This window comes from Mycobacterium sp. E2497, from assembly GCF_001668695.1.
GTDB lineage: Bacteria > Actinomycetota > Actinomycetes > Mycobacteriales > Mycobacteriaceae > Mycobacterium.
Map to the genome: position 1 here is coordinate 1 of NZ_LZKD01000273.1, position 14623 is coordinate 14623.

Below are 14623 nucleotides of genomic sequence, written 5' to 3' on the forward strand. Positions count from 1 at the left end.
ACACCCGCACCTCGATTGTGCCCAGGTGCGGCGAAGGCCTGATGTCCCAACGGACTTCGTCGACGTGATCGATGATGCCGGTCTTCTTCTGGTCGTAGACGAACCCCTCGAACTCCGCCCAGGTCTGGAACTGGAACGGCAGGCCGGCGGTGGGCAACTGCTGGAACATCATCGCGCGGTTGCTGGCATAGCCGGTGTCCACACCGGTCCACCACGGCGAGGACGCCGACAGCGCCAACAGGTGCGGGTAGTACTTCAGCAGCGACGTCATGATCGGCATCACCTTGTGCGCCGAGGAGATTCCGACGTGCACGTGCACGCCCCAGATCAACATCTGCCGCCCCCACCACTGGGTGCGTTTGATCAGTTCGGCGTAGCGGGGCGCGTCGGTGAGCTTCTGGGTCGACCACTGCGCGAAGGGGTGGGCGCCGGCGCTCAACAGCTCCATGCCCCGGTCCCGGACGATCCGGTGTGCGGGTCCCAGGGTCTCCCGCAGATCCTCCATCGCCTCCTCGGTGGAATTGCACACCCCGCTGACCACTTCGACCGTGTTGCGCAGCAACTCCTTGTGCACGCGCGGGTTTTCGCCGATCTCGGCGATCACCGCCGTGGCTTCGTTGCTCAGGTCACGGGTCTGCGCGTCGACGAGCGCGAACTCCCACTCCACCCCCAGGGTCGGCCGCGGTGAACGGGCGAAATCGATGCGCGCGTTCTGCCTGTTAGCCGGCACCGATCACACCGCACGCGACCCGCTTGCCGGCGTCACCGGTGCTCATTGTCGTCTGGTCGGGCCCCGGGGTGCCGTTGCTCTGGTTGTACCGCTCCGGCGGGATGTTGGCGAAGTTGTCGGCGCCCGCATGAATGATGATCGCGGTCTTTTCGCCGGTGAGCAGGTCGTCCATGGCGAACGCGTCCGTGGTGGTCATCAACACCCCGGACCCGTCCTTGCGTACCTGCAACGAGGTCAGGTCGCCGCTGGCGGGTTCGGCGGTGTGGCCGGGCGTTTGGAAGTGCCCTCCGGCGGACAGGAAATCTCCGGGCGCGCCGCCGGTGGGGGCGACGGAATTGGGCTCACACTTTCCGGTCTTGTGGATGTGCACCCCGTGGAATCCCGGCGTCAGCACCCCGTTGCCCGTCGTCTCGATGGTCACGGTGGCGTAGCCGTTGTTGAACTGGAACGTCGCGGTCGCGACCTCGGTGCCGTCGGGCGCCTTCAGGTGGGTGGTGATGTTCTTGCCCGCCGCGGCGGCGACGGGCCCGCCCTCCGGTATCGGGGTTCCGGTCGGTGCCGGCGATCCGGTCCAGACGGCCGGCGTGGTGCCCGGTGAGGTCGAGGCGTGCTGAGGCGATGAGCACGCCCCCAGCAGCGCGGCGCACGTGGCTGCGGAGAGCGCGGAAACGGTGACGGCGGCAGTGCGGTGACCAGCAAACGGAGGCATAGCGGAAGCCTAGCCGCTCAAGCCTCAGCCCGTAACGAGCACGATGACGCCCGGCGGTTGGCCGGCCAGCGCGGGGATGCGCGGTTCGACCGGCGCGCCCAGGCTCTTGCCGACCGCATCGGCGGTCGCGTGCTCGTCGTCGGCGTCGGTGTAATAAACCGTGGTGGCCGACACGTCGGGCACGGTCATGTTGTCGACCTTGGTGACGTTGAAACCGGCGGTGGTGAGCTGGTCCTTGGTGCGGGCGCCGACGCCCTCTTTCGTCGAGATGTTGTAGATCTGCACCTCGGCGTGGTTCCCCGCGGGCTTAGCGCTCGTCGACGTGGGCGACGCGCTGGTGCTGGTGGACGTGGAGGCCGCCGACGCCGAGTCGTCCTCGGAGCTGCCGGACGAGCCCAGCGCCTGCCAACCGAGCAACAGGAAAATGACCCCCAGGAACAACAGCACCATCACCATCGCCCGCAGGGGAAGCCCGGTGGAGTCGGGGACTCGCTCTTTCATCGAGCCCACTGTAGCGAGTCAGGTCACCTCGAAGCCCAGGCGCCGCGCCGCCCGCGCCTTCTGGCGGCTCGCCCGCAGCCGCCGCAACCGCTTCACCAGCATCGGGTCGGCGGCCAGCGCCTCGGGGCGGTCGACGAGTGCGTTGAGCACCTGGTAGTAGCGCGTCGCCGACATCGAGAACAACTCTTTGATGGCTTCTTCTTTTACGCCCGCAAATTTCCACCACTGACGTTCGAAGGCGAGGATGTCGTGTTCGCGGCGGGTGAGCCCATCTGCGATCTCGGCATCGTCCCCCGATCGATTTGCCCGCGCCATGGCGCTGTCCATATAGCTTCCCCTGGACCCTTCCGGCGAATTCTCAGCTGCTCTAATGACTTGACTTACCTAAGGGCGTGTTTCGGCGAATATTGAACCACGGCCCAAACCCTCAAGCCGTCATCCAGACCCGCGAGTCGGCCGATTGGCTCAGATTGCCCGCACCGGCGATCGCCGGCCCGGACGCGCACGCGCGTGCGGTAGCTTAGCCGACCATGGCAGTCGTACCGATCCGGATCGTCGGCGATCCGGTCTTGCACACCCCGACGCAGCCGGTGCCCGTCGGCGCCGACGGTTCCCTGCCGGCCGACCTGCCGAAGCTGATCGCCGACATGTACGACACCATGGACGCCGCGCACGGAGTCGGCCTGGCCGCCAACCAGATCGGGGTCGGCCTGCGGGTCTTCGTCTACGACTGCGCCGACGACCGCGGCCGGACCGACCGCCGCCGCGGCGTGGTCGTCAACCCGGTGCTGGAGACCTCCGAGGTGCCCGAGACCATGCCCGATCCCGACGCCGACGACGAGGGTTGCCTCTCGGTCCCGGGCGAGTCCTTCCCCACCGGCCGCGCCACCTGGGCGCGGGTCAGGGGTCTGGACGCCGACGGCCGCCCGGTCGAACTCGAGGGCACCGGCCTGTTCGCGCGCATGCTGCAACACGAGACCGGCCACCTGGACGGGTTTTTGTACCTGGACCGTCTCGTCGGCCGCCACGCGCGCAGCGCCAAGCGCGCCGTCAAGGCACACGGGTGGGGCGTTCCCGGCCTGTCCTGGCTGCCCGGTGAAGGGCCGGACCCCTTCGGTCACTGATGTTCTCGTGGCCGGAACCGGGCACCCGGGTGACGCTTCGCTACCGGCGCCCGGAAGGCTCGGTCCCCCCGCTGACCGATGCGGTCGGACACCTGCTGGCGGTCGGGCCGTCGGTGCGGGTGCGCACCAAGAGCGGCGCGGTCGTGGAGGTGGCGGCCGGCGACGTGGTCGCGCTGCGGGTGCTGACGGACGCGCCGGTCCGCACGTCCGAGATCCGGGCTCTCGAGCGCGCGGCCGCCGCCGCGTTGCCCGGCGCGGAACGGGTCTGGCTCGAGGGCTGGCTGCTGCGCGCCGGAGGTGGCGTCGATTACGCGGTGCCGCTTGATGTTTCGGCGCACAGCCGTACCATCGCGGCGATCGCCGACTGGTATGAGCGGCGCGGCCTGGCGCCGCGGCTGTGCGTTCCGGATCGCTTGTTGCCGACGCCGCCGGGGCTGAACGCCGAACACACGGAACGCGTTTGGGTGCGCGACCTGCCGGCCTCGGCGCCATCCGAACCCGACCCCGACGGCACGCGCTGGGCCGGCCTGTCGGTGACCGGCCCCGCCGACGACCCGGCCACCGCGGCCGCGTGCGAAGCGCTAATGGCCCGGGCGGCGGCGCGCGGCGCGACTCGCGGGTACCTGGTCCTGCCCGGCACCGACGCCGGCATGATGGCGCTCGCCGAGGCGCTGGGCTTCCGCGCGCACCATCGCCGCCGCTATTTTCCGGCCCGCTCGCCGGCCTGGGATACCGTCTAGCGGTGATCGATGGCGGCGACCCGCAGCGCCCGGCCTCGCCGCGCTTGCGATCGCCGGATTCCGATGGCGGCGACCCGCAGCGCCCGGCCTCGCCGCACTTGCGATCGCCGCTGATCGATGGCGGCGACCCGCAGCGCCCGGCCTCGCCGCGCTTGCGATCGCCGCTGATCGATGGCGGCGACCCGCAGCGCCCGGCCTCGCCGCGCTTGCGATCGCCGCTGCGGCTGGCCACCTGGAACGTGAACTCGATTCGCAGCCGCCTGCCCCGCGTCCTCGACTGGCTGGCCCGCGCGGACGTCGACGTGCTGGCCATGCAGGAGACCAAGTGCTCCGACAGCCAATTCCCCACCCTGCCGTTCTTCGAACTCGGCTACGAGGTGGCGCATGTCGGCTTCAACCAATGGAACGGCGTGGCGATCGCCTCCCGCGTGGGCCTCGACGACCTACAGATCGGCTTCGACGGCCAGCCCAGCTGGAGCAGTAAGCCGGAGGTGGCCGCGACGGCCGAGGCCCGCGCGCTCGGCACCACCTGCGACGGGGTCCGGGTCTGGAGCCTTTACGTGCCCAACGGCCGCGCGGTGGGCGACCCGCATTACTTCTACAAGTTGGAATGGCTTGCCGCGCTGCGTGATACGGCGGCGGGGTGGTTGCGCGACGATCCCACGGCCCAGATCGCGCTGGCCGGCGACTGGAACATCGCCCCGACGGACGACGACGTGTGGAGCACCGAATTCTATGCCGGCGCCACCCACGTCTCCGAGCCGGAGCGCCGCGCGTTCGGCGCCATCGTCGACGCCCAATTCACCGACGTGGTACGGCCTTTCGCGCCCGGACCGGGCGTGTACACCTACTGGGACTACACCCAGTTGCGCTTCCCGAAGCGCCAGGGCATGCGCATCGACTTCATCCTCGCCTCCCCGGAATTGGCCGAGCGCGTCACGGACGCCCAGATCGTCCGCGACGAGCGCAAGGGCAAGGCCGCCAGCGACCACGCACCGGTGCTGATCGATATAAGGCGGGCCTAATTCGCTTTCACCGAGATCGCACCGCAAGCACGATCAGGTTAAGCTCAAGCAAATTAAATGCGGCCACTCGTTGTCTGCCGGTTTCCAAAGTGGCAGGCTTTGTTTTGTTAGAAGCAGATACAATGTTTTTTTGCTGTTAACGATGCGTTCAAGCGGGTACACCTCGCCGGTGACGCGGGTTTCGCGGCAAGGGCAGAAAGCCAGGGAGTCAGCATGAGTGTCATCGGCGGAGCGGTCCGGGGCGTGGGTCAGGCGGTGAGTCGCGTGGCGACCACGACGACCGCGGCGGCCGGCGCGGTGGGTGGCGCGGCGGTCAACGGGGTCATCGGGGGCGTCGCCGGCGCCGCCGAGGGCATCAAGAAGGGCATGAGCAGCGGCAGCCACTCCGCGCCCGCGGCCGCGGTGGCGTTCGGCGCCCTGGGCGTCGCGGGACTGGTGGAGTGGCCGGTGCTGCTGGCGGTCGGCGGCAGCGCCCTGCTGCTGCAGCGACTGAGCCGCAAGCAGGAACCGGCGAAGTCGACGAAGGCCAGCCTCAAGGCGGTCCCGGTGGAACCGGCGGCACCGAAGGCCGCGCCGCAGAAAGCGGCCAGCAAATCGACCGCCAAGAAGGCCGCCGGGCGTCGGGCCGGCAGCGCCGAGTTGCGTAGCACCAACTAAATCGGGCTATCCGACAACGCTTTGGCCATTGCGACGGCAATACGACAATCTCTGCCGTTGCGCGTCGTCGCGACCGGCATCCAGGCGACCACCTCGTTGGTCGAGTCCGGCATCACCATCGCCGCGATTCCGCTTCGCGAAGGCGCGCGGGCGATCACGGGCGAGCTGCCCGGGGGCACGCCGGCAATACTGAGCCGACGGTGTTGGCGCGGCCGGGACCGCGCCTGGATCGAGGTACGCGGGCTCGACGGCGCCTCGAAAGACGATTCGGCCAACGAACTCGGACGCACGGTCCTGGAGGCGGTGCTGGCCCAACCCGGTGTGGCGTCGGCCGCCCTGAACTACCCGCTGTCGCGGGTGGTGATCACCATCGGCGACGCGGACACCTCGCTGCGCGACCTCTGCCGCGCCGTCGACGGCGCCGAGAGGCGTTGCGCGCCAAGGACGACCGCCAAGCCGTCGGCGCCCCGGACGAGCCTGCCGGGCGACGGCGTGGTGCTGGCCACCCGCGCCGCGACCGCGGCCGCCAGCGCGGCCGGGCTGGGCATAGCGCTCACCGGCCGGGCGCTGCGCTGGCCGCGCATGCCCATCGGCGTCCTGGCGGGCGTGGTGGCCCTCGACTACCAGCCGTGGCTGCGCCGCCTGCTGGAGGACCGCATCGGCCGCCCCGCGACCGACACCGTGCTGGCGCTGGCGGTGACGGCCGCGGAAACCGTCACCCTGTCCCCCGCGTCGTTGTCGGTCGGCCTGCTGATGCAGTCGCTCAAAGCGGCCGAATGCCGCGCGGAGGCCCGCGCCTGGGTCCGGCACGAGCCACAACTGGCCGGCCACGCCGATCAGCCGCACACCGACCCGTCGGCGCGGTCGAAGCCCCCGCGCGGCCGGCCGGCCGACCATTTCGGAAATCGATTCGCGCTCGTCCAGGCGGTCAGCGCCGGGATCGTCGGCGCCACCACCCGCAACCTGCACCAGGCGGCCCTGGCCGTCCTGGTGACCACCCCGGCGGCCAACCGGACCACGCCGGAGGCCTTCGCCGCCGCGCTCGGACAGGGGCTGGCCGAGCGGCACGCGGTGCTGTCGTTGCGCCCGGAGGCGCTGCGCCGCCTGGACCGGGTGGACGCGATCGTCATCGACCCGCGGGTGTTGTGCACCCGCGGCCTGCGGGTGCAGATCATCCGCGGCGCAAAGGAAGCCGAGCTGCCCGCAGCGTGGTCGCGCGCCCAGCTGATGCTGGAAAACCAGCGCTTGAGCCCCGGCTGGCACCCGGTGCCGGGAATATCGGCCAGTAAGCCGAATGGCGAAGTGGAGGCGCTCTTCTGCTTCACGCACGACCCGCTGGCGTCGGCCGTCGTCGCCGAGGCGCACCGGACGAAGGCCGAGCTGGTCTCCGTCGAGGACGATTCACTGGGCGAACTGCGCCCCGCGTTCGACGACATCAGGCCGCTGGAGCGGGGGTCCGTCGACGACGCGCTGGCCCGCGCCGTCGCTGACCTTCAGGCGGCGGGCCGCACGGTCGCCGTGCTGTCATCGGCCGGGGCGCAAGCGGTTTGGTCGGCCGACGTGGCGCTTGGCATGCTGCCCGAGCCCGGGGACGGCCCGCCGCCGTGGTACGCAGACCTGCTGCTGCCCGACCTGGCGGCGGCCTGGCGGGTGCTGCGCGCGCTGCCGGCGGCGCGGGCTGCCGCCCAACGCGGCGTCGGGATCTCCGCCGGCGCAACGGCGATGGGCTCGCTGCTGATGATCCCCGGCGTCCGCGGCATCGGGCGCGGGCCGGTGACCAGCGGGGCGGCGGCCGGTGCGTTGTCCGGATATCTGCTGGCGCGCGGCATCATCCGGGCGGATGCCCCGCGCCCGGCTCCCGTCCAGGAGTGGCACGCGATGGCGGTCGAGCATGTCCGCCGGGCGCTGCCGCCGCCCGCTTCCGAGCCCGCCGGCGATCCGGGGCGGCTCGCGCTGGCCACCCTGGGCGCGGCGCAGCCCCAAACCCGCACGCACGCCGTGCTGCAGTTCCTGGGCGCCGTGCGCGCCGAGTTGACCGACCCGCTGACGCCCGTGCTCGCGCTCGGATCGGCGGCCAGCGCCGTGCTCGGCTCGCCGGTCGACGCCGTCCTGGTCTTCTCGGTGCTGACCGGGAACTCCATGCTCGCGGCCAGCCAGCGGCTGCGAGCCGAAAACCGGCTGAACCATTTACTCGCACAACAGATCCCACCGGCCCGCAAGGTCCTCTCCGACGGGGAGGGTGAGCGGGCGTACGCCGACGTCATCGCGGCGCAGCTGCAGCCCGGCGACGTCATCGAGGTGCGCACCCACGAGGTGGTGCCCGCCGACGCCCGGATCGTCGAGGAGGTCGACGTCGAGGTCGACGAGTCGACGCTGACCGGTGAGTCGCTGTCGGTGGAGAAGCAGGTCGAGCCGACACCCGGCGCCGCGCTCGCCGAACGCCGCTGCATGCTGTACGCGGGGACGACCGTGGTGGCAGGCACCGCGGTGGCGGTGGTGACCGCGGTCGGGGCCGACACCCAGGAACGCCGCGCCGCCGAGCTGGTCTCCGGCGACCTCTCCCCGGACGTCGGCCTGCAGCACCAGCTCAGCCAGCTCACCAACCGCGCCTTCCCTGTCAGCATGACCGGCGGCGCGCTGGTCGGCGCGCTGGGGCTGCTGCGGGGCTCGGTCCTGCGCCAGGCCGTCGCGAGCGGGATCGCCATCGCCGTCGCGGCGGTGCCCGAAGGCATGCCGTTGGTGGCGACCCTGGCGCAAGCCGCGTCGGCGCGGCGGCTGACCAGGTTCGGCGCGCTGGTCCGCGTGCCGCGTTCGGTGGAGGCGCTCGGCCGCATCGACGTGGTCTGCTTCGACAAGACCGGCACGCTGAGCCAGAACCGGCTGCGCGTCACCGAAGTCGTTGCGGTGTCGGGCACTTCGCGTGAGGAGGTGCTGCGCTGCGCCGCGCACGCCGCACCGCCGTCCAACGGCGACCCGCACGTGCACGCCACCGACGTCGCCATCGTCGAGGCCGCCTCAGCGGTAAACGGCCACAACTCGGCCGCGCCCGTCGCGCACCTGCCGTTCCGCTCCGGCCGGTCGTTCTCCGCCTCGGTGACGGAAACCGAGCTGGCCGTCAAGGGTGCCCCCGAGGTGGTGTTGGCCGCCTGCGACGGCGTCAGCCCCGAAATGGAGGAGACGGTCGCGAGGATGGCCGGCGGCGGCCTGCGGGTGATCGCGGTGGCGCGCCGGCAGCTGAGCCCCGCCCAGGCGCGGGCCATCCGGCACGAGCCCGACGACATCGCCGACTTCGCCCGCGAGGGGCTGACCCTCACCGGGTTCCTGGGTTTGTCCGACACCCCCCGCGCCGAGGCGGCCGGGCTGCTGGCGGATCTGCGCAGGCTTTCGGTGGGCGTCAAGCTGATCACCGGCGACCATCCGATCACCGCGAAGGTCATCGCCGAGGAACTCGGGATGAGCGTGACCGCCGGACAGGTGATCAGCGGCGCGGAATGGGACGCGTTGTCGCGCAAGGATCAGGAGCGCGTCGTGACCGAGCGGGTGATCTTCGCCCGGATGACGCCGGAGAACAAGGTGCAGGTCGTTCAGACGCTCGAGAGCGCGGGCGTGCGCACCGCGATGGTCGGCGACGGCGCGAACGACGCGGCGGCCATCCGGGCCGCCACGGTCGGCATCGGCGTCGTTGCCGGGGGCAGCGACCCGGCGCACATGGCGGCCGATGTGGTGCTGGTCGATGCCCGCATCGAGGGCCTGCGCAACGCGATCGAAGAGGGCCGCCAACTCTGGCAGCGGGTGCAGGCGGCCGTGTCGGTGCTGCTGGGCGGCAATGCCGGCGAGGTGTTGTTCGCGATCATCGGCAGCGCGATCACCGGGACCTCGCCGTTGAACACGCGGCAGCTGCTGTTGGTGAACATGATGACCGACGCGCTGCCGGCGGCGGCCCTGGCGGTGAGCAAGCCCAGCGGCCCGGTCGACCCGGGCATCCGGGGACCGGACCAGCCCGCGCTATGGCGCGCGGTCGCGATCCGCGGCGTCACAACGGCCGCCGCGACGACGGCGGCGTGGGCGATGGGCAGCGTCACCGGTCGCCCGCAGCGCGCCTCCACCGTCGCGCTGGTCGCCCTGGTGGGCGCCGAGCTGGGTCAGACGCTGCTGGATTCGCATGCCCCGTTGGTGGTCTTGACCGCGGTGGGCTCGCTCGCGGCGATGGGGACGTTGATCAGCATCCCGGTCGTCAGCCAACTGCTGGGATGCACACCGCTGGGTCCACTCGGCTGGGCGCAGGGGCTGGGATCCGCCGCTGCGGCGACCGTCGCGATCGGGATTGCGAATCGTGCGCTGACGGGTCCGGACAAATCCGGCGCCGCCCCCGTTGAGGTGGGTGAACCTCGACGACCCCGACCCGCCACAGCAGCGCATAGAGTTCCAGTAACGGCACCTTCAGCACCAGAGCAATAGATGAAACCAGCGGATCGCCCCCGGTGTCTGTCATCGTCGACATAGGTCCGACGGTGGTCGGAGCACCCGGCGACTCGGCAAACCCTTCGTTACTGAAAGGCAAATGATGGCGGAAAAGAAGTCGCGCAGGGGGACATCGCAACGCGAGGCCGTGCAGAGGATCCGCGAGGGCGAAACCTTCCACGTGAACCTTCCGGTGCTCGGGCAGATGGAGATTCCCCGGCCCGAACAGCTGGCCTACTTCGGGGGCCTGGCCGCCCTGGCGGCGCTCGAACTCATCGACTGGCCGGTGGCCGTCGTCTTCGCCGCCGGACACCTGCTGGCCAGCAATCACCACAACAAGCTCTTAGAGGAGCTCGGCGAGGCCATGGAAGAGGCCTAGCAAAAATTAGGCCGTCCCGAGGGCCCGGTCGAACCGCATCGTGACCCGGGTGCCCCCAGGCGTGCGAAGGGTGTCGACGTGGTCGGCCAGCCCGCCGATCAGGGAAAGACCCCGGCCACGGCGCCGGCTGCGCAGGCTGGCCGAGGAATCGCCGGCCCACCGGCCGGTGTCGCTGATCGTGACGGCGACCGTCCGCTGGTGCACGAAGGCCTCCAGGGAGACGGTCCGGCGGGACTCGCCGTCACTGCCGTGCTCGATCGCGTTGGTCACGGCTTCCCCGGTCGCCAGCAGGATGTCCAGTTCACGCTTCGGGACGACGCCGACCCGGGACAGCCAGGCGCGCAGCCGTTCCCGCACGACGGGAATCTGACCCGCCGCGGCCGTCACCACGGTGGCGAAGCTGCTTGCGGCTTCATGGCTCGGGCGCAGCGCCAGCACGACGACGTCGTCGCGGTAGCCGTCGGGGGGCGCCATCCGGGACAGCAGCTCGGCGCAGACGGACTCGACCGGCAGGTCGGCGCATTCGGCGGCCGCGGCCTTGAGCCGGGCCAGGCCGTCGTCGAGCGTCTCGCCGGCGCGCTCGATGAGTCCGTCGGTGTAGAGCAGGATCAGGCTTCCCGGCGGCATGTTCGCCGTCGCGGTGGCGTCGGACGGATAGCTTTGCGCATCGTGTTCCTTGATGGCGACCGGCAGCCGCCGGCCGGCCGTCAGGAACACCGCCTGGTGGTCGGGCAGGACCAGCAGCGGGTAGGGATGGCCGGCGCAGCTGTAATTGACGGTGGCGCACCCGGTGTCCGGCTCGGTCGCGATCAGCGCGTAGGCCACCGTCGCGCAGCGCGCCCCCGCGACGCTGGCCCCGTACCGGTCCAGCGCGCCCAGCACCGCGCCCGGCTGGCCCGCGGTCAGGGCAGAGGCCGCCACCGCGGCGCGCAGCCGGCTCATCACGATCGCCGCGGGCAGGCCGTGGCCGACGACGTCGCCCACCGATATCCCGAGTCGGCTGCCGCGGTCCAGCGGGGTGACCGAATACCAGTCGCCGCCGACCCGCATCGCCTCCCCGGCCGGCTGGTACACGGCCGCCACCACGGCGGCCGTCGAGGCCCGGTCCAGATCCAGCAGGTGCTCTTGGAAGTCGACGGCGATGCGGTGTTCGCGCTCCATCACGCGGACCCGGTCCAGGGCCGACGACGTCAGTTCGGCCACGCGGCTGAACGCGTCGAGCTCGGCGGCGTCGAACCGGCGGGGCGCGGGCCACAGCAGGGCCAGCACCCCGACGACGCGGCCCGAGTGGTCCCGCAAGGGCTGGGCGACGCAGGCGCGAACGCTGTCGGCGGTGTCCTGCACCGCGTGCTCGTAGCGCGGTGGCAGGTCGAGCGTGTCGGGGATGACCATCGGCTCGCCGGTGCGCACGACGTCGGCCCCCACCACCGGGGAGTCGAGCTCGGTGACGTGGTAGCGGTCGCGCAGTTCTCCGGGCAGGTGGCCGGCGTACTCGAACCGGATGTGGCGATCGCCGTCGAGGACGCCGATCGTGACGGTGGCGGCGTCGGCCGAGCCGAACGGGGATTCCAGCAGGGCGTCCATGATGCCGGCGACCGAGTCGGTGGCCTGCAGCGCCGAGTCGAGGTGCACCAGGTCCGAGGCCGCGGCGCGACGCTGGCGGTCGCGTTCGCGGGCCGCCGCGGACAGCCGCGACTTCAGCCGGTCGACCAGCTCCCGGGAGCGGAACGGCTTGGGCAGATAGTCGTCGGCCCCACCGGCGTAGCCCTCGTCGACCGCCTCGGCCCCGGCCCGCGCGGACAGCATGAGCACGGGCGTGGCCGCCAGTTCCGGGTCGGCGCGGATGGCCGCCACCAGCCCAAAGCCGTCGATGCCCGGCATCATGACATCGGTGGCGACCGCGTCGGGGCGCAGCTTCCGGGTCGCCGCGAGCGCCGACCTGCCGTCCGCGGCGAGGACCGTCTCCCAATGGGCCGACAGCACCCGGTCGAGATGGCCTCGCATGTCGGCGTTGTCGTCGGCGATCAACACCAGCGGCCGCCGCCTGTCGGGTGCGGCCGCCGGGTCCTCGCGGTGGTCGACCGGCGTCAGCCATTGCCGGGCCTCCGCCACGTACGGGTTGGTCTCGTCCAGCAACCCGGCGGGTGACTGGCCGGCCGCCATGCCGACGGATTGCGGCAGCCGGATGGTCACCGTCGTCCCGCGGTCCAATTCGCTGGCGATGCTTACGGTTCCGCCGTGCAGCTCGACGAGCCCGCGCACCAGCGAGAGCCCGATCCCGGTGCCCTCGACGCTGCGGCCGCGGAAGTTGTCGGCGCGGTAGAAGCGGTCGAACAGGCGGCCCAGGTCCTCGGCGGCGATCCCCACCCCGGTGTCGCGCATGGTGACGGCGCAGTGGCCCGATTGGGCGCGCACACTGACCGAAATCGAGCCCCGCAGTGTGTATTTCACCGCGTTCGACAGCAGGTTGAGGATGATCGTCTCCCACATGCCCGGGTCGACATCGGCCAGCACGGGCGCGCAGTCCACGACGAGCTCGAGCCCCGCCCGATGGCAGAGCTCGGTGAAGGACGCCGCTATGTGGGCGGTCAGCGCCCCCACATCGGTACACGCCAACTTCGCGTTCCCGCGGCCCGCTTCGATCCGGGAGAAGTCGAGCAACGAGTCGACCAGGCGCTGCAGGCGCCGCGCGTTGCGGCCCGCCGTGCCAAGCCGATCCGCCAGCACGCTTCCCGGCGCCGCCTCGGACAGCGCATCGTCGAGCGGCCCGAGCAGCAGCGTCAGCGGGGTGCGGAACTCGTGGCTGACGTTGGTCAGGAACGCCGTCTTCGCCCGGTCTAATTCGGCCAGCGCGTCGGCCCGCTGCCGTTGCTGGTCGTAGGAGACCGCGGAGGCGAACGCCGCGGACAGCTGATCGGCGAGTAACTGGCAGAAGCCGCGATACATCGCATCGAGGGGCCGCCGCGGACTGACCCCGATCACCAACGCCCCGCCGCCCGAGGCCTCTCCGAGCGGCAATACCAGCGCCTGGCGGGGACATGCCTCACCGAAAAGCTCTGTGATGCCAGGGATTACGTCCTCGAGCCGGTCGATCACGCGCGCCGCCCGGTCGCGTGGGGTCTCGTCCCCACCTATGAGCCCGGCCAGCGAACCGGGCAGCACCGAGGCAATCGCGGGGGTGGCCCCGCGCAGCGTGCTGGCGCGCGACCCGTCCGCGGCGTCCGCTACGTAGACGGCGATGAAGGGCAGGTCCAGGGGCTGCCCGCTGCAGACGGCGACGGCGCTGCCGACCGCGTCGTCGATGGTGTGCGCGTCCATCACGGCGGTCGCCACGGAGTTGAGCACGTGCAGGCGCCGCTCGCTCAGCACCCGGTCGGTGGTTTCGATCACCGCGCAGAAGACGGCGGTCACCGCGCCCTCGCCGCCGATGATGGGGCTGTAGGTGAAGGTGAAGTACCGCTCCTGCGACCGGCCGCCGGTCATCAGCGGCAACATCAGGTCGTCGGACCACGTCGCGACGCCGGTGTCGATCACGCTGGTCAGCATCGGCGAGATCTGGGGCCAGATCTCCCACCACACCTGCTGCGCCGGGCAGCCCAGCGCGGCCGGATGCTTGTCCGCCAGGATCTGGGCGTAGGCGTCGTTGTACATCAGGAACAGATCCCGGGGCCCCAGCCAGAGCACGATGGGGAACCGCGAGGTCAAAGCGACGGCCACCGCCACCCGCACCTCGGCCGGCCAGTCCCGCGGCGAGCCCAATGGATGGGCGTCCCAGTCGAATTCGGCGAACCGGCGACCCATCTCGCCGCCCAAATCGACCGCAGCCGCCAAATCGGCCGGCAGCGCCGGGTTCATTGCCTTCGCTTGCGTTGCAGAGCCTCGGAAAGGGTGGGGTAGATGTCGAAGATGCGATCGAGTTCGGTCACCTCGATGGGGCGCAGCACTTGGTCGTGGTCCGCGACCAGGCGGACCGCCGTCCCGGCTTCCTTCCCTGCGTCGTGACACTCGAGCACGGCGTTCAACGCCGCGCTGCCGAAGAAGTCGACCGCCTGCAGGTCGACGACGACCAGCCGGGACGGATGGGTCTCGGCCAGCTTGAGCGCGGCGGTCAGGTGAGCGGTTACCTCATCGACGGTACTGGAGTCCACGCCGCCCTTAACGCGCACGACCACAGCGTCCTCAAGTGCCTCGTGTTCCACCGCCAACACCTTCAACGCCTTTCGCCGCTCTTCGGGTCGCGCGGCATGCGCCGCCCCAGAGTGTCTAGGAACACTAACGGTTTGCGGGTTGCCGCGTT

At 71.1% G+C, this 14623-nt stretch carries 12 protein-coding genes and 1 pseudogene; 6 read left to right on the forward strand and 7 right to left on the reverse strand.

All coding sequences use genetic code 11. The features are described 5' to 3' along the window. The 4 genes from A5713_RS25495 to A5713_RS25510 all read right to left on the reverse strand — a co-directional run. Positions 1-730, reverse strand: a 730-nt coding sequence (locus A5713_RS25495) for a glutamate--cysteine ligase (protein ID WP_082973160.1), incomplete at its 3' end; no start/stop codon positions are given. Continuing rightward, a complete protein-coding gene (locus A5713_RS25500) occupies positions 720-1439 on the reverse strand; it encodes a superoxide dismutase family protein (protein ID WP_067921770.1) in 720 nt (239 codons plus the stop codon). The genes A5713_RS25495 and A5713_RS25500, both read right to left, overlap by 11 nt. A gap of 24 nt (positions 1440-1463) precedes the next feature. Next, positions 1464-1940: a LytR C-terminal domain-containing protein gene (locus A5713_RS25505; RefSeq protein WP_068099059.1), complete on the reverse strand. Its 477-nt coding sequence runs from the start codon at positions 1938-1940 to the stop codon at positions 1464-1466. A gap of 18 nt (positions 1941-1958) precedes the next feature. After that, positions 1959-2267 (reverse strand): DUF3263 domain-containing protein, encoded by a 309-nt coding sequence (locus A5713_RS25510; protein ID WP_007167558.1) that lies wholly within the window; start codon positions 2265-2267, stop codon positions 1959-1961. A 203-nt stretch (positions 2268-2470) separates the two neighbouring features. On the opposite strand from A5713_RS25510, the gene A5713_RS25515 reads away from it, so the two are divergent. The 5 genes from A5713_RS25515 to A5713_RS25535 all read left to right on the forward strand — a co-directional run bounded on the left by A5713_RS25515 (position 2471) and on the right by A5713_RS25535 (position 9944). After that, positions 2471-3064 (forward strand): peptide deformylase, encoded by a 594-nt coding sequence (locus A5713_RS25515; RefSeq protein WP_068099060.1) that lies wholly within the window; start codon positions 2471-2473, stop codon positions 3062-3064. Next, complete coding sequence (locus A5713_RS25520) at positions 3064-3804, forward strand: GCN5 family acetyltransferase (protein ID WP_068099061.1); 741 nt, start codon at positions 3064-3066, stop codon at positions 3802-3804. The genes A5713_RS25515 and A5713_RS25520 overlap by 1 nt, the downstream gene beginning before the upstream one ends. Positions 3805-4022: 218 nt before the next feature. After that, positions 4023-4829 carry an exodeoxyribonuclease III gene (locus A5713_RS25525; protein WP_068099079.1) on the forward strand — a complete coding sequence of 269 codons (807 nt, stop codon included), beginning with the start codon at positions 4023-4025 and terminating at the stop codon, positions 4827-4829. A 213-nt stretch (positions 4830-5042) separates the two neighbouring features. Continuing rightward, complete coding sequence (locus A5713_RS25530) at positions 5043-5486, forward strand: hypothetical protein (protein ID WP_067921789.1); 444 nt, start codon at positions 5043-5045, stop codon at positions 5484-5486. A gap of 51 nt (positions 5487-5537) precedes the next feature. After that, positions 5538-9944, forward strand: a complete 4407-nt coding sequence (locus A5713_RS25535) for a cation-translocating P-type ATPase (protein ID WP_156752033.1) — start codon at positions 5538-5540, stop codon at positions 9942-9944. On the opposite strand, the pseudogene A5713_RS29790 reads toward A5713_RS25535, so the two are convergent. Then, positions 9910-9987: pseudogene (locus A5713_RS29790) on the reverse strand (hypothetical protein); the annotation flags it as partial. The gene A5713_RS25535 and the pseudogene A5713_RS29790 overlap by 35 nt on opposite strands. Positions 9988-10050: 63 nt before the next feature. On the opposite strand from A5713_RS29790, the gene A5713_RS25540 reads away from it, so the two are divergent. Next, positions 10051-10326: a hypothetical protein gene (locus A5713_RS25540; RefSeq protein ID WP_156752034.1), complete on the forward strand. Its 276-nt coding sequence runs from the start codon at positions 10051-10053 to the stop codon at positions 10324-10326. A gap of 6 nt (positions 10327-10332) precedes the next feature. Here A5713_RS25540 and A5713_RS25545 read toward each other — a convergent pair whose 3' ends face one another. Beyond that, positions 10333-14181: a SpoIIE family protein phosphatase gene (locus A5713_RS25545; protein ID WP_068099064.1), complete on the reverse strand. Its 3849-nt coding sequence runs from the start codon at positions 14179-14181 to the stop codon at positions 10333-10335. Continuing rightward, on the reverse strand, positions 14178-14540 hold the full coding sequence (locus A5713_RS25550; protein WP_068099065.1) for an STAS domain-containing protein: 363 nt from the start codon (positions 14538-14540) through the stop codon (positions 14178-14180). The genes A5713_RS25545 and A5713_RS25550 overlap by 4 nt, the downstream gene beginning before the upstream one ends. Positions 14541-14623 lie beyond the last annotated feature (83 nt).

Bases quoted from the DNA above. Each gene is read 5' to 3' on its own strand.
- A5713_RS25500 (WP_067921770.1), bottom strand. From the start codon at position 1,439: ATGCCTCCGTTTGCTGGTCACCGCACTGCCGCCGTCACCGTTTCCGCG.
- A5713_RS25505 (WP_068099059.1), bottom strand. From the start codon at position 1,940: ATGAAAGAGCGAGTCCCCGACTCCACCGGGCTTCCCCTGCGGGCGATG.
- A5713_RS25510 (WP_007167558.1), bottom strand. From the start codon at position 2,267: ATGGACAGCGCCATGGCGCGGGCAAATCGATCGGGGGACGATGCCGAG.
- A5713_RS25515 (WP_068099060.1), top strand. From the start codon at position 2,471: ATGGCAGTCGTACCGATCCGGATCGTCGGCGATCCGGTCTTGCACACC.
- A5713_RS25520 (WP_068099061.1), top strand. From the start codon at position 3,064: ATGTTCTCGTGGCCGGAACCGGGCACCCGGGTGACGCTTCGCTACCGG.
- A5713_RS25530 (WP_067921789.1), top strand. From the start codon at position 5,043: ATGAGTGTCATCGGCGGAGCGGTCCGGGGCGTGGGTCAGGCGGTGAGT.
- A5713_RS25540 (WP_156752034.1), top strand. From the start codon at position 10,051: ATGGCGGAAAAGAAGTCGCGCAGGGGGACATCGCAACGCGAGGCCGTG.
- A5713_RS25545 (WP_068099064.1), bottom strand. From the start codon at position 14,181: ATGAACCCGGCGCTGCCGGCCGATTTGGCGGCTGCGGTCGATTTGGGC.